Source organism: Paenibacillus tepidiphilus (assembly GCF_008635795.1).
Lineage (GTDB): Bacteria > Bacillota > Bacilli > Paenibacillales > Paenibacillaceae > Paenibacillus_AQ > Paenibacillus_AQ tepidiphilus.
Genome location: NZ_VWRQ01000006.1, coordinates 1 through 17,095, shown reverse-complemented (window position 1 = coordinate 17,095; position 17,095 = coordinate 1). Strand labels below are relative to the sequence as shown.

The window sequence follows — 17,095 nt, the reverse complement described above, 5'->3', positions numbered from 1 at the left end:
GATTGTACCTAGGTTATTGCCGATACGATTTCCTGGTCTAGCAAGGAAGCCAACTCCACATGGTAGTGGAAGTTGGCTTCAATTATATTTAGACCATATTAACGATCAAGTCACCATGGGGATCTGCAAAGCTGATGGAAAAGCTCCTTTTGTAGAAGGCCTTTACCACGTGGTGTAAGTGCCACCACCATTCGTCCTCAGGTTTGTTGGCGTTCTGGAAGTCATGAATGAACTTCAATTTGTCATAGAACCCCTGGGCATTGGATAGAAGGATCAAATCGTACCGGTTGACTTCCAACTTCTCTTCATTTGTCAATTCTCGAAAGTACGAATGAATCTTGCTCCGCAGCCGGAGCGTTTCAACCATTTCAAAGGGGCTGGATTCCAAGTCTTTCACATCCATCCCATAATGATCAATATCATGTTGCCTAGACATATCGGAGCACCTCCTTAATGGTTCCTAATAATTGATAACCGTCCTCCAATGCCAGATAGTCGGAATAAGAGTCCGGCGGAAACGCTGTCTCCATTACTCCATTCTCTCCAATGATGGCGATCCAGTAAACCCCGTCACCGAACACATAGTAGTCCTGCTCAAAGCCCTGCATGTGATACACATAGGCTTCATGCTCATCGGAAGTACACAGCTTTCGAATCAAGCTGTTATAGTTGTCTAACGTAAAGTCATCCGGAAGATGGCCCTTACGCTTGCGCCGCTTCATATGATGCTGATCGGAACCCGGCTTCCATATGGGATCATTCTGCTTCATGTAGGCTACAAGCTCAGCGGCCTTCTTCCTCTTAGCAATCAATTTCATAACAAGCATCATCCTGTTACAAGGAATAGATTATTCTCATTATATCATGGGAGAGAATACACGCCTATCATGAATCCAGGAGCATCGTTGGCCCAAATGCATATCTTTTTGTGTTATCATATTACACCGTATTCATTGGTAGACGCTCAACAAACGGACTATGGTTGCAATCGCTTCGGGGACTTTGCATAGCACTCAACTGTTTACCTAAAACATGAATGCATGGTATTATTTAGTGGAATGGGAAGGGGGATTCCTATGAGAATACTGAAAATATGCGGCATTGTTGCCTTAACTGTGTTGATTGGCTGTGCGAATTCAGAAGCGCCAAACCTTGCGAAACCATCTCCTCCGGCAACAACCGGGGAAACGGCTGCACCCACAGTTCCATCCCCCCATTTCACTACACAGCTGGAAACCCCGGGACCTGCTATAACTGGTGTATCTAAAGTAAAACTTATTAACGATCTCAACTATACTGGGAAAGAGATTAGTCTTAACCTTGGAGGCCGGCAGGTTCCGGCAACCTTCGTCGAAATCAACCTGCACCCTTATGGATTCTATATTCCGGAGAACATGCAGGAATTCGTGTTTGAGGATGGCTCGGAGGTGGGGCTCAACCGTGCTGAGTTTATTGGATTATCGGAGGTAGAGCGTCTGGTCAATCCGGATAATTTGCATGAATCACTCCGGTTCGGCGGAGATACGCTTTTTTATGATGAGGAATTGCAGCAATTTGAGGAATATATCGGGAGCTCCAAAGACGGCGATGAAGGGCCAAGAGTGGACGGATTTCTGCTGAAGCACGGAGGCACACCGGATATGCTCATCTACTTTCGTTATTTTAACAAGAATAAAGAGAGCGTTCTGCCGATCTTTCTTGAGGTAACCAAAAATATTAAATATATTGAACCTTAAATTTCAAGGTTATTTCTGCTGCCGGTTGTTATTCCTTCCCTTTTAGTTACTTAAAGATGTAACGAGAATTAAGGTATAGGTCTTCGGGAGCCTGTGCTTTAAGCCCGAACGTTAACATCACGGAAGGAATGATAAGGTATGGCAGCAGGACATAACAATGTTGCAGCAGTAGGCACGTCGGCTTCAAACGCCAAATACGGGACCAGTTATCTGGCTTCCTACAGTCAGGGAACTTCCCACGCCCAGGTTGCTGTTTTAAAAGCAAATCTGAGACAATACCGCAGCATTACGCCGTCTTATTTATGGACAAGTACGACATCGCTGGAAGGCAATACAAGCAATTCCTTCGATGCCGCCACAAAGGCCAATCTTATCGTGTTTCAGAACAATACAGGTCTTACCGCTGACGGAATATACGGGGCTGGTTCCCGCAACGCAATGCATGCATCTATCGGGGTTTCGCCAAAAGGCTGGGTCCGGATCTTTAAGTCTACTCCGGGTTATGTGAATTATAACGACACGGCAGAGGGCCTCAGCGCCGATGCCACGTATAAGCTGGATCATTCCTGGTGCACAAGCGCCTGCCGGGATACGTTATACTCACTGGGATACTCTTTTTACAGCTACTACAACAAACTGATTCAGGTGAATGATGCTTGCCTGCTGGATGGTGCCGATACTCCGGAACACAGTACCCACCAGACGGGGACAGAAGTGGATATCCGAAACGCGGGATTAACCACTGCCCAAGCTACCAAGTTCCTGGAAATCTGTATCGCCAATGCCAATGTCAAAAGAGTTATTTACTACACCACTCACGGACTGACCTCCAACAAAATACTGGTGCAATCCGACCACGGCGATCATTTTCATGTAGATACATTTAGTTAAACGGTAAGCCCGGCACTGGTGCCGGGCTTTTTTGGGTATTTATAGCATTTTGAAAAGTTGAAGAGGCGGGTTAGTAGCCAGGCGGAATTTTATGGTATTATTTACATAAAAAAAGAAGGTGTTGTTATGGAGAACAACCTTATAAAGAGATTAAGTATACTCTTGCTAACCGTACTGGCCGGCTGCTCGGGTTCGCAGTCTGACGAATTCAGCGCTTCCGGCTCCCCGTCTGCTCCAGTCCCCACCGCTGAAATAACGGCAAGCCCGGCTGCGCAACCGACCAAAACGGCAGCTCCGCAGCTTAGACTTATTGATGATCTGGACAGCAAGGAAGAATTAACGTCACTGACGATTCAAGGCAAGGAATGGCCGGCAACCTTCGTCGAAATCGACCTGCACCCCTATGGCTTTTATATCCCGGAGACCATGCAGGAATTCGTGTTTGAGGATGGCTCCGAGGTGGGCTTCAGCAATACGCAGTTTATCTCGCTGCTGGAAGCGGACCGGATGCCGGGTGCAGCAGAGCCGCAGACATACGATGTCCCCGGAGGCTACACCCGCTTTAAGGACGAGGAGCTGGCACAGTATGAAGAGTACATCGGCAGCGCCAAAGCTGCGGAGGGCCCCCGGTTCGACCGGTTTTTGCTAAAGAGAGAGGGGCTTCCGGAAACCTTGATCGAGTTCAACTATTTCGATAAAGACCGTGATGAGGTTCTTCCGGCGTTTCTGGAGGTGGCGAGACATATGAGATATATAGCACCTTAGAGCCTTATTCCAGCCTGTACGGTGTGAATTCTGCAAATAGCTTTTGATCTCCGTCAGACAATTGCTCTGTAAGCTTCTCGGGGGCCTGATTCATCTCTCTATACCGGTACAGCACTGTTGAGTTCGCCATGTCATCGGGCTTACTGACAAAGTCAAGCCCCTGACCGTCCTTATGCCAGACCACATACGGAATCCATGTGAAATCCTGATCGGAAATCCCGGACAGAACTTTGCTCTCCGTATCGTATACAGCGATATGGCTTGAGCCGATCTCACCGTATGCAACGGCCAGTTTGGTTCCATCGGGGGACCAGTTATAACTGTCGATCTTCTCATGGGACGGAGCACCCTCTGCTACATTCAATTGATTGAGCAGAACCTGTTCTCCGCTGAGGAGGTCCAGAATGAATAGCCGTGACCCTTCATGATCCCGCACATGAACCGCCAACTGGTCGTTCGCAGACTGGGCGAAGGAATGGAGGCCCAAAGGTAGTGGATCGAGGGCAAGCTCCTTGCTTCCCATACCGCTGTCTACTCGCATTGAGCTAATGACGGTATTGGCCTCGTGGACCTGTTCCCCCGTTGCTTTGGCAATTTGAGCGGTTAGTACTACGTCCCCTTCGATCCAGAGCACATGCTCATCCAGGGTATTCATTCGAGGGGGATAATATTTGGTGGAATACATTTCTGGATTCAGGACTTGGCCCGGCACATGACCTATTTCAATTTCCAACTGGCGTATAGTGGTAAACATTCGAGAATAAACGTCTTTAATATTGGTGGTATTCACCTTATCGTTATAAAGCCCGTATCCCCAAACCCGGCCCCCGCCGAAATTGTGGTAATACCCTGTCGCATACATGCCATCATTGGCATCAGGTGCTTCTTCGTAAGACAAATCCTTAAGGGTGAACGGCATATAGGACTTTCTGGACTCTATGAAAAAGAATGGAATATCCGCGTTCTGATAAACTCCGGCATACCGGTTCTCCGCCGCTTCGGACAAGTGCTCCTTCATAATCACCACCGCGTCAAAGCGCTCTCCCAGCAATAACCCCTGTTTCTCCATCTCCTCCAGCGTCAGCGGGATAAAGCTCACATTAGATTCTCTCACCACAGGCGGTTCCCCGACTACTCCCAATTTCAAAGCAGGCCCGTCATATAAAGGGGTGTCCACCCGATCATCTGCGTCTACCGAAAAGGTACAGCCCCCGGTCAGAATAACCACGATCATCAACATCAACAAATTCAGCTTGCGTTTCATCCTTCAGCCTCCCTGGCCATTTGGTGTTTTGCCTGCAGTCGGTATTGGGTTGGAGCCGTGCCCAGCCGTTTCTTGAATGCTTTGGAGAAGGCGAACAGGTCGGGATACCCCACCGATTGGGCGATCTCCGACAAGGTGCAGGCAGTCTGTGTGAGCAGCGTCTGAGCTTCCCTCATCTTCAGCTCCTGCAGGAATTCGATGGGCGTCATTCCATAGGCTCTGCGGAACTGCTTCGTGAAATGGGTGCGGTCCACCCCGACATGGGCCGATACCTTCTCTACGGTAATGCCCTCTGCATAATGGATTTCCATATACTCATATCCTTGCTGGAGCCAGGAGATATTCCCCTTATTGCGGACGGCAGAGCCGGCAGCGGCAGAAGACAGCTGGTCAAAGATTTGATGAAAAAAGATCAGCCTCCCCAGGTCCGTATCTGCGCCGCCGCGCACCGAGTCCACGAAATCCCACATCAGCCGGATGACTTCCGGCGTCAAAGCGCCGGCCGCATGCGGCTGACGCTGACTGAGCCCGATTCTCTCCAGCAGGCGCGAAGCGCCTTTGCCGTCGAAGGCGAGGAAGATTTTGCGCAGCGGCAACCGCGGGTCGGTGTAATATTCATGAATGACCTGCGGGAAGAGGCAGAACATATCGTTCCGGCTGAGTCTGTAGGTCTGCTGGTTCTGATGGAATACGCCTTCGCCATCAAGTACAAAGATCAGGTAATAATAGGGCGAGGTCCGCGGTCCGATATGGTAATTCGGCTTGGCGCTGTTGTGGCCCAGGCGGATCGGCCAGGCGGCGCCGCTCTTCTCATAGGGGGAAGGTGTAAACAGGTTGATTTCGAGAAACTCATGACTGTCCTCCCGCATCCGGTTGGTCATAGCACACCTCTTTTTGCCAAAGCAAAGAATGGATTCACCGTTTGAACCTGAAATCAACATGTTCGGTATATAAACCGGAAGTAAATATTTCCATATTATAGAGGAGTTTCAGCCAAGCGGCAAACGTCTTTTGTCACAGCGTTATTTCAGGAACCAGAGCAATACCCACAAATTTACCAATCAAAAATGCCGCGAATTGACATTCACGATTACGCGGAGGCTTGTTACAATCTCAATAATAACTTATCCTATAAGTTTGCTGGGAAATAATCAACCGGTTCACCGGAGATATAGATCAATTTCTTCATTTATGCAAAGGAGGGGGAAAGGTGGAAGAGGTATCGTTCGGCTGGTTCCTGCCGACGGCAGGCGATGGCCATTATGTTGGCGTAACCCCGGAAAGAGAACCGACACTGAATTATTTGATTGAGGTTGCCCGGGCGGCCGAACGTTCAGGCTTTGAATTTGTGCTGATCCCGACCGGCGGCGCCTGTCTGGATTCCTGGGTCGTCGGCTCTGCCGTGCTGAGCCATACGGTCAGCCTGCAGGCGCTGGTTGCCGTCCGGCCGGGGCTGATCGCGCCCGTATTGGCGGCGCGTATGGCCGCATCGCTGGATCAGCTATCCGGCGGGCGCGTACTGCTGAATATTGTCACCGGAAGCTCCGCAGCGGATCTGGAGCAGCTGGGCGATCCGCTGGCCTATGCCCATGACGAGCGGTATGAACGGGCAGGGGAGTATATGCGCGTGCTGACACTGGCCTGGGAAGGCTCAGCTGGGACCGCCCTGTCGGAGTTCGGCGACAGGGGCGGCGGGAAGCAGGGAGAAGCGGAGCAGGCGCAGGGCTTTATAGGCAAGTATTACAGCTTTCAAGGGCCGGTGAATATTCCTGCGCTTGTGCAGCCCCGGCCGCTGCCGCTGTATCTGGGCGGAAGCTCGCCGCCGGCGAAGCAGGCGGCGGCACAATATGCGGACACTTACCTGATGTGGGGGGAGCCGTATGAATGGATCTCCGCCCAGATCGCCGAGCTGGAGCAGGCCCTCCGGGCGTATACGGCCGCGACGGGCGTCGCCCGCAGGCCAAGGTATGGGCTGCGGGTGCAGGTGCTCGTCCGGGACAGCGAGGAGGCAGCGTGGGCGGATGCCCGCGGCCTGATCAGCCGGGCTCCGGAGGATGCGATCCGCCGGGCGCAGCAATCGTTCGCGGGCACCGATGCCGCCGGCCAGAGCCGGCAGAACCGGCTCCGCGAGCAATCGGCTGCGGCGGATTTCATCGCCGGGCCCCATCTGTGGAGCGGGCTGTCGCAGGTCCGCTCGGGAGGCGCGCTGCTCATCTTCGGCACGGCGGAGCAGGTGGCCGGCGTGCTGATCCGCTACGCGGAGCTTGGCGTGCGGACTTTCATTCTCTCCGGGTATCCCCACCTGGAGGAGGCAGAGAATTTCGGGCGGCAGGTGCTGCCGCTGTTCCGGGAGCGCTGGAAGGCGACTCATTCATAACCAAGGAGGAATCATGATTTGAGAACATATAGTTACCGCCCTGCCCTACGGGCCGCTGCATTGGCTGTGCTGCTGCTGACGGCGGCCTGCAGCAACAATGCCGCTTCTTCGGCGCAGAACAAAGAGAGTGCTGCTCCTTCTGCTCCGGTTGCTGCGGAGAGTACCCAGAGTACCGAAAATGTGAAGCCCGAGGAGGTCACTCTCAGCTTCCTGCACTGGCGCGGCGAGGATGTGCCGGCCTTCACGGACATCATCGGAAAGTTCCAGACCGAATATCCGCATATCAAGGTAGAGATGCAGACGCTTCCTTCCGATCAATACCAGACCGCAGCCTTGGCCAAGATCGCCGGGGGCGATGCCGGCGATGTATTCGCCTCCTTTCCGGGCGCGCAGTTTGAGGCGGTAGCCAAAGCCGGATTATATACGGACCTGTCTGCAGAGCCGTATGCCGCGAACTTTAACGAGGCCCTGATCGAAGCCGGAGTCAAGGAGGGGAAGCGGCTTGCTATCCCTTACCAGCTGGTCTATAACGACCCCATCTACAATGTGAAGCTGTTCGACAAGCTGGGCCTGACGCCGCCGGATGATTGGGAAGGCTTCCTGGCGCTGTGCGCCAAGCTGAAGGAGAACGGGCTCATTCCCATTGCCTTCGCGGGGGCGGATATCGGCCCCGGCCAGTTCATGAATACCATGGTCATGAACAATCTGCCGAGCGACGATGCGTTCACCAAGGTGGAATCCGGTGAGGCGAAGCTGACCGATGAATGGTGGGTCAAGACGCTCAGCCAGATCAAGGAGCTGAACGATAAGGGCTACTTCCAGCCGAATGCGCTGGGCACGAAGGATGCGGCCGCAGGAGCGCTGTTCATCCAGGAGAAGGCGGCGATTCTGGCCAGCGGCTCCTACCAGCTGGCCCAGAACAAGGCGCAGAATCCGGAGCTGGAGCAGAAGCTGCTCGCCCCCATTACCGTGGAAGCGGGACAGGCGAAATACGAGGGCATCCATACCAGTACCTTCCTGCTGGGAATCAGTACGAAATCCAAGCATCCGGAGGAGGCGAAGACCTTCCTGGAGTTCCTGAGCCGTCCGGAGATCGCCGGACAATACGCCAATGCAACCGGTCAGAACGTCACTGTCAAGGGTGTGGAGTATACCACGCCCGAACTGCAGACAGCCACGGAATGGGCCGGCAAAAAGACGCTGTTCCAGCCCCGCTTCACGATTACGAACGGAGAGAACCAGAAGGCGGTGACGAATTCCATCCAGGCCGTACTGGGCGGAGCTTCGCCGGAGGAGGCCGCCAAGGAGGCACAGGCTGTCGTCGACCAGCAGATCGCGAAGTAAGCCATGCGCAAACGCCTTACATTATGGGTCTTCGTCCTGCCGGGCCTCTTGCTGTACGCCGTGCTCTTTGTCTACCCTGCACTGGCCGGTTTGTTCTACTCCTTCACCGACTGGGATGGTTTGTCCCCGTCCTTTCAGATCACGGGCTGGAAGAATTACGATACGGTTCTGCACAGCCTCGTCTTCCAGAAGGCGCTCTGGAACAACCTGAAGTTCATGGCGGCCGTTGTATTCGGTCAGACGCTGCTCTCTCTGGTCCTTGCTCTGCTGCTCTCCGGGAACAGGCGGATATATGTACCGCTGCGGGCGCTGTTCTTCTTTCCGGCGATTCTGTCTACCGTATCGGTGGGACTGATCTGGTCCTTTGTCTATGATCCGGGAATCGGGCTGCTGCAGGGACTCTTCAATCTGCTGGGGGCAGAGGGGCTGGCGCCGAGCTGGGTTGGCGACCGGAGGATTGCGATCTATTCGATAGCCGCAGTGCAGGTATGGGCCCATACGGGACAGATGATGATTGTGTTCATCGCCGGGCTGCAGGGGATTCCGGCGGAGCTGAAGGATGCCGCCGCCATCGACGGCGGCGGGCGCTGGCGGATCTTCCGCAGTGTCACCTGGCCGCTGCTCGCCCCTTCGGCGACCATCGTAATTGCTTATACGACGATCCAGTCCTTCAAGGCGTTCGACCTCATCTTTACGATGACGGACGGCGGTCCCAACAATGCGACGGAGATCATTACGACCTATATTTATCATCTGGCCTTCTCCAGCTATTCCTTCGGTGAAGCCTCAGCCGGGTCCGCCCTGTTCCTCGTTCTGCTGGCGGCGCTGACCTGGCTGCAGTTCAAGGCGCTGCGTGCGGACCGCATATCCTATTGACGTGAAGGGAGGCGCCTGCGAGATGACGTTCTTGCGAAGGTCGGTGCTGCTGCTGTATTCGGCGCTCATTGTGGCGCCGCTGTATTTCGTAGTCGTTACAGTGTTCAAGTCGTCGCCGGACTTCTACGCCCATCCGCTGGGCTGGCCGCTTCCGCCGACATGGACCAATCTGCTCCGGCTGTTCAGGGAGCAGCCGCTGTGGCAATATTTCCGCAACAGTGTGCAGGTGACGGCCGGCACAGTGCTGCTGGTGCTGCTGCTGGGCAGCATGATCGCTTATGCGATAGTCCGCTTCCGGGGCCGGACAGCGGGCCTCCTGTTCATGATCTTTGCGGCGGGTCTGATGGTTCCCTCGCAGGTGAATATGCTGACCCTTTATGATCTGGCCCGCAAGCTGAACCTGTCGGACCGGCCGCTGGGGCTGATCCTCTTCTCTTCTGCGCTGCTGCTGCCGCTCGCCGTCTTCATGCTGAGCGGATTTATGAAGCTGATCAGCCGGGAGCTGCTGGAGGCGGGCAGCTTGGACGGCTGCGGCGAATGGAGTCTGTACTGGCGGATCGCCGTGCCGCTGGTAGCGCCTTCCCTGGCTTCGACTGCAGCGTTCCTGCTGGTGGTCGTCTGGAACGATCTCCTGCTTCCGATGCTGCTGCTGGGCAGCAAGTCCAGGCTGACGCTGCCTTTGGCGATTCTGCAGTTCAGGGGCGAATACGTTACCGATTATCCGATGCTGCTGACCGGGGTGGTTGTCACCTCGTTGCCGCTGGTGGTGATGTTCCTGTTTCTGCAGCGTTATTTTATCGCCGGGCTGTCGGAAGGGGCGCTGAAGGGCTAATGCAAGTCAAATAGAGTTATCAACCTACAAACTTAGAAAGCCGAGGTGGGACAGATGTGTGCCGTAACCGTGCAATCTGCCAGTAACACAGGTGAATTGACATTGAAGGAGGTCATCGCCAAATACAGCGGAGTATCGCCCTTTATCATTATCAAAAGCGATATCACACGCCGTTCATTCGTCTACACGGAACAGGCGCTGGCCGCGCTCGATAAGACGAAGCACCAATACCAGCAGCGGGTGCTGATCGGCTCAAACGGCGACGGGCAGCAGGCTGTGCCTGTGTCTCTTCTGCTGCGGGACGGAACCTCCATAATCGCTATGCCTTCGCCCCATGCCAGGAATCCGTACGTCATCGACCAAATCGACGGCAAGCTGTATATCACAGACCACGGGGAAGTTGTTGAGGAAGTGGAATACTGGTACAAGCCTGATTATTACGACAAAATCACCAGCAACGGGACGCCGATGTGGCAGGTCGCCTCTGCACGTCCGCAGCGGCTGGACATTGATCCGAACAGCCACTGCCATTTCTGGCATAAGGGGGGCGCCTGCAAGTTCTGTAATATTAACGCCAATTCCACGCGCAGCCACAAGGAGCAGAACATCCAGAAGCAGCTCCAGGCACAGGATGTCTATGAGACAGTGCGGGAGGCGCTGAAGCAGCCGGGTGCTTTTACCAATCTAAAAATGAGCTCGGGCTCCATTCTCAGCGGTGCGGAAATCTTCGATGATGAGGTCGAGATGTATATCGAGATGCTTCAGGCGGCAGGAGCCAACTTCAAGCAGCGTAAATTTCCCAGTACCCTGGTCGCCTCCGCCTTCAATGAACGCCAGCTGGCCAGATTGTATGAGAATACCGGGCTGATGACCTATACCTCCGATATTGAAATTCCGAATGAAGAGCTGTTTGCCTGGATCTGCAAGGGCAAGCATCAGGAAGTGGGGTACCGGGAGTGGAAAAGACGGATCATTGCCGCCGTCGATATTTTTGGGCGGGGCAATGTCACTAGCGGCATCGTCGGCGGCTGTGAGACAGCCCATCCGCACGGCATCCAGGACGAGGCCGAAGCGCTGAAGGTCGTGCTGGAGGAGGCCGAGGATTTCGCCCGGCAGGGGGTGAGCATGGTGCACTGCGTATGGGTGCCGATTCAAGGCTCCGCGTTCCATAATCAGCAGACGCCTTCGCTGGAATATTACGTGCAGCTGGCTAAGGGGCTGAGCGATTTACGGCTCAAATACAGTTTGAACGCTGATATGGACAATTACCGCAAATGCGGCAACCATCCGGATACGGACCTGGACCGCGGACATCCGGTTGCAGGCTGAGCCGGAGACGGAGCCGCATACGGAAGCTGTACGGAGGAGAGGTCAAGCAAAGGAGAAAGAGATTACCTGTAAGTAATCCAAGGGCCAAGTACGGAAGGTGGACAATTTCATGACGACAATCAATGAGCACATTGCCGCATTGCTGCGCGATCCGCAGACCGGCAAAGCGCTGGCGACAACCGATATGCACGGCGTGCCCCATATCATTCTGGACCAGACGATCACGATTAACGATCAAGGACAGCTCGTCTACCTGGAATTGATCGAAACCTCGCAGACCAATGTCAATCTCGTCAACAGCATCTGGTTCAAGCGAAAGGTGGCCATCACGCTGCACACCCCGGAAGAAACCTATCAAATCAAAGGGGTTCCGGCATATTCCATCATTTGCGGGCCGGTCTTCGAGCATTACTACAGGCTGGCGCTGGAGCGGAACCCCGATTACGATTTATCGACGGTCTGGCTGATCGAGCCGGAGGAGATCAACGCCGATACCTATGCCCACCGCAAAAGCAAGGAGCAAGCGGAGCATCCGCTCGTAATGCATCTGGACCGGCTGGCGCTCGGCGCAACGTAAGTGATGTGCCCGCTATACAACATAAGGCCCGGCGGGCCGCCTGTCAGCAATGCTGGGCGGCCTGCCGGGCCTTGTGCCGTTCATTCGTGCCCGTGCAGGAATACCTCCTCCGTCACCTGGACCAGGCTGCGGGCGGCCGTGCTTAATCCCCCGCTGACCGGGTAGATCAGGCAGGTGGTGCGCTGGGTCTGATCCAGCTCCTTGATATGCAGTGAGACCAGACCGCTGGCGCTCAGCAGCTCCGGCCGCAGATAGGATTTCGGCAGCAGCGCAGCCGCCTTGATCGTCGGCAGCAGCCGGACGATAGCCTCGAAGGAGTCGATTTCCATCCGCACGTCGGGATCAATGCCGCTGCGCTGGAACAGCTCGTCGGTCATGCGGCGGTACCAGGTGCCCTTGGAGAAGAGAATCATCGGCTGATGGGAGAGCTGGGACATTGTCAGCTTCGGCGCCAGCGTGAGCGGATGCTGCTCGGCGACGACCAGGCGCAGCTGATCCTCGAAGAGCGGCAGACAGCGCAGTCCCGGCTCCTGGACCGCGGAAGCGATGATGCCGACATCCGATTTGCCTTCGCTGACCGAGGAGACGATTTCATGGGTTTTGCCGGTAATCAGCTTGAGCTCGGCCGCAGGGTATTTCTCCATGTAGGCGTTGACCAGCGGCGGCAGCGTGGTCTGCAGGGTGGTCAGGCTGGCGCCCAGTGTTACCAGCTGCGGCTCGCCCTCCTTGAATTTGGACAGCGCCTCCAGGAACTTGGCTCTTTGCTGCCGCTGCTCCAGCGCATAAGTATAGGTCAGCCGTCCGACCTCGGTCAGCTCCAGCCGCTTGCCGAACCGTGTGAACAGCGGCACGCCCAGCCGCTCCTCCAGCTTGGATATTTTGCGGGAGAGGGCGGGCTGCGACAGGTTCAGAAGCCGCGAAGCCCGGTTCAGGCTGGAATGCTCCACTACCGCGGCGAAGATTTCCAAATCGTCAAACATAGTGCGTTTCTCCTTGGTTTGGAATATTTTAAATTACCCGGATACTGCTTCGACTGTCCTGAGTATTACCGTTCATAGTGAGGAATCGCACTGCGATGTTCGTCCGGCTTCCTGTCGAAACTGGATTTGTCAGGATAGAATTAGCGGATTTCTCAAGTTATTGAGAATCATTCTCATATTATAAATATTCTTATGCAATAATTGTATAACGTTTAATAATTATATTGCAATTCCCTTATAAGCGAAAAAAGAGTAACATACAAAGTGACACAAGATATTCACAATTTGTGAATATTGGAGCAAAGTCCGGGAAATCGATGAATGTCAACGTAAACGGAGAATCGCCGCATTTCTATACGCCGCGCCCCCCTGTTTCAACTGTCATCCCGGCAGTGTATGCTCATTAATGAAAACGCTGTTTTAATCGGAAAGGGGACACTTTGCATGAGAGGATTTTATTCCAGAAAGATTCATTCCTTGCTCGGCGTCATCCCGCTCGGGTTCTTCTTCCTAGAGCACATGCTGACCAATTTCTCGGCAGTGGAGGGCGGCGCTTCCGGCTTCGCTGACAGCGTGCTGTGGCTGAACAGCCTGCCGCTTGTCTTCTTCCTGGAATTGTTCGGCATCTGGCTTCCTCTGCTGTACCACGGAGTTTACGGACTCTACATCGCCTACCAATCGAAACCGAACCTGAACCGTTACAATCTGGAACGCAACTGGCGGTATACGCTGCAGCGGATCAGCGGCGTCATCACCTTTGTGTTCGTCGTCTGGCATGTCTTCGAAACACGGTTCCAAGTAGCGCTCGGCAATGTCGAGCACGAGGAGCTTGGAGGCGTTATGCACAATATTGTGTCCCAGCCGCTGCTGCTAACGGTGTATGTAATCGGTATCGTTGCAGCCTGCTTCCACTTTGCCAACGGCCTCTGGTCGTTCCTGATCAGCTGGGGGATTACTGTGGGCCCGCGCTCGCAAAGAGTCTCCTCCATCCTCTGTCTCGGCTTGTTCGTCATCGTAACCTTCATGTTCCTGCTGTCGCTGGTCACCTTCCGCGACGATGAATTCCAGGCCTTATCCACAACACTGACGACACTGCGCACCTTCGGTTAACCGTCGCCTGCCGTAGATCTTCCCTTTAGAAGCGTATCCATATCATGCCTCATTCACAAGGGAATGCGTCACAGGGGACATTGCAGGGAACATCGCAGCCGGAAGAGAGCTGGGCTGTACCGACTTAAAAAGCTATCAATGTGAAGTAGCGCTTCCGATGCGATTTTTGCGAAGTAGCTCAGGTGAAGTGCAGGCTACCAAAAATTTTAGGAGGGAACAACCATGGCAACAGCCGATATCATCATCGTGGGCGGGGGGCTGGCCGGACTGATGGCGACCATCAAGGCGGCGGAATCCGGCGCACATGTGCACCTATTCTCGCTCGTTCCTGTCAAACGCTCGCACTCCGTATGTGCCCAGGGCGGCATCAACGGAGCCGTCAATACCAAGGGCGAAGGCGATTCGCCTTGGGAGCATTTTGACGACACCGTGTACGGCGGCGACTTTCTCGCCAACCAGCCGCCGGTCAAGGCCATGTGCGAAGCGGCGCCGGGTATCATCCATCTGATGGACCGGATGGGCGTGATGTTCAACCGCACACCGGAGGGGCTGCTCGATTTCCGCCGGTTCGGCGGGACGAAGCGGCACCGGACGGCTTTTGCCGGAGCGACGACCGGCCAGCAACTGCTCTATGCGCTGGATGAGCAGGTACGCCGCTGGGAGTCGGAGGGCTTTGTCACCAAGAGCGAGAACTGGGAATTCCTCTCGGTCATCCTCGACGATGAAGGCGTCTGCCGCGGCATCACCGCCCAGAATCTCAAGACGATGGAGATTCAGTCTTTTCCGGCGGATGCGGTTATTCTGGCCAGCGGGGGTCCGGGGATTATTTTCGGCAAAACAACCAACTCGGTCATCAATACAGGCACCGCCGCCAGCGCCGTCTATCAGCAGGGCGTGCATTATGCCAACGGCGAGTTTATCCAGATCCATCCGACGGCCATTCCGGGCGACGACAAGCTGCGGCTGATGTCGGAATCGGCGCGCGGCGAAGGCGGGCGCATCTGGACGTACAAGGACGGCAAGCCGTGGTATTTTCTTGAGGAGAAATATCCTTCTTACGGCAACCTGGTGCCGCGCGATATCGCTACCCGCGAAATCTTCAGTGTCTGCGTCGATCAGGGGCTGGGGATCAATGGCGAGAATATGGTCTATCTCGATCTTTCGCATAAAGATCCGAAGGAGCTGGACGTGAAGCTCGGCGGCATTATTGAAATCTACGAGAAATTCATGGGCGATGACCCGCGCAAGATCCCGATGAAAATCTTCCCGGCGGTGCACTATTCCATGGGCGGCATGTGGGTGGATTATAACCAGATGACCAATATCCCCGGCCTGTTCGCGGCGGGCGAATGCGAATATCAATATCACGGTGCGAACCGGCTGGGTGCGAACTCGCTGGTCTCGGCCATCTATGGCGGCATGGTCTCCGGACCGAAGGCTGTGGAATATATTAAAGGGCTCAAGAAATCCGCGCAGGACATTTCGTCTACTGTATTCGACAGGTATGCCGGTGAGCAAACGATGAAATATGAAGCCCTCCTTGGCATGTCCGGGACGGAAAATGCCTACGTCATCCACAAGGAGCTCGGCGAATGGATGACGGCAAACATGACGGTGGTCCGGGAAAACGGCAAGCTGCAGGATACGATCGGCAAAATCAAGGAACTGAAGGAACGTTACCGCAGCATCAACATGATTGATACTTCGCGCTGGAACAATCAGGGCGTCGCTTTTACCCGGCAGCTGTGGAACATGCTTGAACTGGCGGAAGCGATGACGCTCGGCGCGCTGCTGCGCAACGAAAGCCGGGGCGCACACTATAAACCGGAATTCCCTAAGCGAAACGACGAGGAATTCCTGAAGACCACCAAAGCGACCTGGACCCCGGACGGTCCGGAAATCTCCTACGAGGCCGTCGACGTCTCGCTCATTCCGCCGCGGGTGCGCGACTATTCGAAGGACTAAGGCGAAATGTGCTAAAGCTGCCTCCGGTTAGGAGCATGAGCAGATGGATAAGTAACATGGTGTAAGAGCTGAGGACCTGGTGCAGATGGATAAGAAGGAGTAAGAGCCAGGGAACTGTTGCAGATCGGGAAGTAACCTAATAAGAGCTAGGGACCAGATGCAGGTGGATGAGTAACATTAGTGGCTGTAAGAGCCAGGGGCCAGGTATAGAGGATGAGTAACATTTAAGGTGTGAGAGCCAGGGGCCAGTTGTAGCGGATGAGTGACACTTAAGGTGTAAGAGCCAAGGACCAGTTGTAGATGGATGAGTAACATTAAAGATTAGGTGCTGGAGGGTAGCAGGATACAACAGATGTATCTCGGTTGAGGGACGTGCAGGAGCTGGAATTGGTTTAGCGCTGGTGTTGGTGCTGGGTGTTTGTGATAGTGCTGGTGCTGATGCTACTGCTAGTGCTAGTGCTAATGCTACTGCTAGTGCTAATGCTAATGCTAATGCTAATGCTAATGCTAATGCTAATGCTAATGCCTGATACTAGTGAAGGTGCTGGTGCTGGTTTGGTGCTGGTGCTCCTGATGCTAGTGAAGGTGCAGGCGCTGGTGCAGGCGCTGGTGCCACTGCCGCTAGTACCACTGCCGCTAGTACTGATGTAGATGCTGGATTTACCGCTGCCGCTGCTGCACTGCCACTGCTTTTAGTTGTACTTTGTACAACTAAAAATGTCCCAGCGCTGCAATATGCGCGTATAGTTGCACTTCCTGCAATTATTTTTCATGAAAAACGTCCAATAGGGGTAGCGTCAAGAAGTTTGTGTAAGAGAGAAAAAGTATTCTTCTGGGACATTGGGTTAGTTGGTTCTCTTGGTGGGGGAGGCCTCCCCCACCAAGAGTTATTCAGCAGGCTGTGTAGGATACCGTTCTTCAAACATCTTGTTTAACTGCACCTTCACATCTTTATCTCCAAAGCCGCGAATGACGCGTTCTGCAAATCGCTCGTTGTAGTCAATGACGTCGAGGTAGATGACCTTTTCAGCTGCGTCCATGTTCGTTAG

General features: G+C 54.3%; 16 protein-coding genes and 1 pseudogene. 11 read left to right on the top strand and 6 right to left on the bottom strand.

Annotated features, from left to right (window positions below):
• Window positions 1-88 precede the first annotated feature (88 nt).
• Both F1379_RS09370 and F1379_RS09365 read right to left on the bottom strand, forming a co-directional pair.
• Window positions 89-436, bottom strand: a complete 348-nt coding sequence (locus F1379_RS09370) for a hypothetical protein (protein ID WP_150268843.1) — start codon at window positions 434-436, stop codon at window positions 89-91.
• On the bottom strand, window positions 429-818 hold the full coding sequence (locus F1379_RS09365; protein ID WP_150268841.1) for a hypothetical protein: 390 nt from the start codon (window positions 816-818) through the stop codon (window positions 429-431). Before F1379_RS09365 ends, F1379_RS09370 begins: the two co-directional genes overlap by 8 nt.
• Before the next feature lie 258 nt (window positions 819-1,076).
• Here F1379_RS09365 and F1379_RS09360 point away from each other — a divergent pair, with 258 nt between their 5' ends.
• The 3 genes from F1379_RS09360 to F1379_RS09350 all read left to right on the top strand — a co-directional run bounded on the left by F1379_RS09360 (window position 1,077) and on the right by F1379_RS09350 (window position 3,392).
• On the top strand, window positions 1,077-1,736 hold the full coding sequence (locus F1379_RS09360; protein ID WP_150268839.1) for a hypothetical protein: 660 nt from the start codon (window positions 1,077-1,079) through the stop codon (window positions 1,734-1,736).
• A 138-nt stretch (window positions 1,737-1,874) separates the two neighbouring features.
• The gene (locus tag F1379_RS09355) at window positions 1,875-2,627 is read left to right on the top strand and encodes a peptidoglycan-binding domain-containing protein (RefSeq protein ID WP_150268837.1); all 753 of its coding nucleotides are present in this window, start codon (window positions 1,875-1,877) and stop codon (window positions 2,625-2,627) included.
• Between the two features lie 126 nt (window positions 2,628-2,753).
• Window positions 2,754-3,392, top strand: coding sequence for a hypothetical protein (locus F1379_RS09350; protein ID WP_150268836.1), 639 nt, complete (start codon window positions 2,754-2,756; stop codon window positions 3,390-3,392).
• Window positions 3,393-3,396: 4 nt separating this feature from the next.
• Here the strand turns inward: F1379_RS09350 and F1379_RS29995 are convergent, their stop codons facing one another.
• Complete coding sequence (locus tag F1379_RS29995) at window positions 3,397-4,656, bottom strand: TolB family protein (RefSeq protein WP_203457074.1); 1,260 nt, start codon at window positions 4,654-4,656, stop codon at window positions 3,397-3,399.
• Complete coding sequence (locus F1379_RS09340) at window positions 4,653-5,537, bottom strand: helix-turn-helix transcriptional regulator (protein WP_150268834.1); 885 nt, start codon at window positions 5,535-5,537, stop codon at window positions 4,653-4,655. Before F1379_RS09340 ends, F1379_RS29995 begins: the two co-directional genes overlap by 4 nt.
• 329 nt (window positions 5,538-5,866) lie before the next feature.
• Between F1379_RS09340 and F1379_RS09335 the strand changes: the two genes are divergently transcribed.
• The 6 genes from F1379_RS09335 (at window position 5,867) to F1379_RS09310 (ending at window position 11,991) form a co-directional block, all read left to right on the top strand.
• The gene (locus F1379_RS09335) at window positions 5,867-7,033 is read left to right on the top strand and encodes an LLM class flavin-dependent oxidoreductase (RefSeq protein WP_239004611.1); all 1,167 of its coding nucleotides are present in this window, start codon (window positions 5,867-5,869) and stop codon (window positions 7,031-7,033) included.
• 18 nt (window positions 7,034-7,051) lie between these two features.
• Complete coding sequence (locus F1379_RS09330; protein ID WP_420850488.1) at window positions 7,052-8,377, top strand: ABC transporter substrate-binding protein; 1,326 nt, start codon at window positions 7,052-7,054, stop codon at window positions 8,375-8,377.
• Window positions 8,378-8,380: 3 nt separating this feature from the next.
• Window positions 8,381-9,253, top strand: coding sequence for a carbohydrate ABC transporter permease (locus F1379_RS09325; protein ID WP_150268829.1), 873 nt, complete (start codon window positions 8,381-8,383; stop codon window positions 9,251-9,253).
• A 22-nt stretch (window positions 9,254-9,275) separates the two neighbouring features.
• A complete protein-coding gene (locus tag F1379_RS09320; RefSeq protein ID WP_150268827.1) occupies window positions 9,276-10,085 on the top strand; it encodes a carbohydrate ABC transporter permease in 810 nt (269 codons plus the stop codon).
• Window positions 10,086-10,187: 102 nt separating this feature from the next.
• Window positions 10,188-11,414, top strand: a complete 1,227-nt coding sequence (locus F1379_RS09315; protein ID WP_203457073.1) for a radical SAM protein — start codon at window positions 10,188-10,190, stop codon at window positions 11,412-11,414.
• Window positions 11,415-11,523: 109 nt separating this feature from the next.
• A complete protein-coding gene (locus tag F1379_RS09310) occupies window positions 11,524-11,991 on the top strand; it encodes a hypothetical protein (protein ID WP_150268823.1) in 468 nt (155 codons plus the stop codon).
• Between the two features lie 80 nt (window positions 11,992-12,071).
• On the opposite strand, the gene F1379_RS09305 is transcribed toward F1379_RS09310, so the two are convergent.
• Window positions 12,072-12,971 carry a LysR family transcriptional regulator gene (locus F1379_RS09305; RefSeq protein ID WP_150268821.1) on the bottom strand — a complete coding sequence of 300 codons (900 nt, stop codon included), beginning with the start codon at window positions 12,969-12,971 and terminating at the stop codon, window positions 12,072-12,074.
• Window positions 12,972-13,415: 444 nt separating this feature from the next.
• On the opposite strand from F1379_RS09305, the gene F1379_RS09300 reads away from it, so the two are divergent.
• Both F1379_RS09300 and sdhA read left to right on the top strand, forming a co-directional pair.
• Entirely contained in the window at window positions 13,416-14,081 is a 666-nt protein-coding gene (locus F1379_RS09300) for a succinate dehydrogenase cytochrome b558 subunit (protein ID WP_150268819.1), read from the top strand.
• 222 nt (window positions 14,082-14,303) lie between these two features.
• Window positions 14,304-16,046, top strand: coding sequence for a succinate dehydrogenase flavoprotein subunit (gene sdhA / locus F1379_RS09295; protein WP_150268817.1), 1,743 nt, complete (start codon window positions 14,304-14,306; stop codon window positions 16,044-16,046).
• Between the two features lie 887 nt (window positions 16,047-16,933).
• On the opposite strand, the pseudogene F1379_RS30690 reads toward sdhA, so the two are convergent.
• A pseudogene (locus tag F1379_RS30690) lies at window positions 16,934-17,095 on the bottom strand (IS256 family transposase); the annotation flags it as partial.

What these genes read in the sequence shown, in the direction of transcription:
- F1379_RS09350 (WP_150268836.1), top strand. Translation starts at nt 2,754, where the DNA reads ATGGAGAACAACCTTATAAAGAGATTAAGTATACTCTTGCTAACCGTA.
- F1379_RS09300 (WP_150268819.1), top strand. Translation starts at nt 13,416, where the DNA reads ATGAGAGGATTTTATTCCAGAAAGATTCATTCCTTGCTCGGCGTCATC.
- F1379_RS09340 (WP_150268834.1), bottom strand. Translation starts at nt 5,537, where the DNA reads ATGACCAACCGGATGCGGGAGGACAGTCATGAGTTTCTCGAAATCAAC.
- F1379_RS09355 (WP_150268837.1), top strand. Translation starts at nt 1,875, where the DNA reads ATGGCAGCAGGACATAACAATGTTGCAGCAGTAGGCACGTCGGCTTCA.
- F1379_RS29995 (WP_203457074.1), bottom strand. Translation starts at nt 4,656, where the DNA reads ATGAAACGCAAGCTGAATTTGTTGATGTTGATGATCGTGGTTATTCTG.
- F1379_RS09305 (WP_150268821.1), bottom strand. Translation starts at nt 12,971, where the DNA reads ATGTTTGACGATTTGGAAATCTTCGCCGCGGTAGTGGAGCATTCCAGC.
- F1379_RS09325 (WP_150268829.1), top strand. Translation starts at nt 8,381, where the DNA reads ATGCGCAAACGCCTTACATTATGGGTCTTCGTCCTGCCGGGCCTCTTG.
- sdhA (WP_150268817.1), top strand. Translation starts at nt 14,304, where the DNA reads ATGGCAACAGCCGATATCATCATCGTGGGCGGGGGGCTGGCCGGACTG.
- F1379_RS09365 (WP_150268841.1), bottom strand. Translation starts at nt 818, where the DNA reads ATGAAATTGATTGCTAAGAGGAAGAAGGCCGCTGAGCTTGTAGCCTAC.
- F1379_RS09320 (WP_150268827.1), top strand. Translation starts at nt 9,276, where the DNA reads ATGACGTTCTTGCGAAGGTCGGTGCTGCTGCTGTATTCGGCGCTCATT.
- F1379_RS09370 (WP_150268843.1), bottom strand. Translation starts at nt 436, where the DNA reads ATGTCTAGGCAACATGATATTGATCATTATGGGATGGATGTGAAAGAC.
- F1379_RS09360 (WP_150268839.1), top strand. Translation starts at nt 1,077, where the DNA reads ATGAGAATACTGAAAATATGCGGCATTGTTGCCTTAACTGTGTTGATT.
- F1379_RS09310 (WP_150268823.1), top strand. Translation starts at nt 11,524, where the DNA reads ATGACGACAATCAATGAGCACATTGCCGCATTGCTGCGCGATCCGCAG.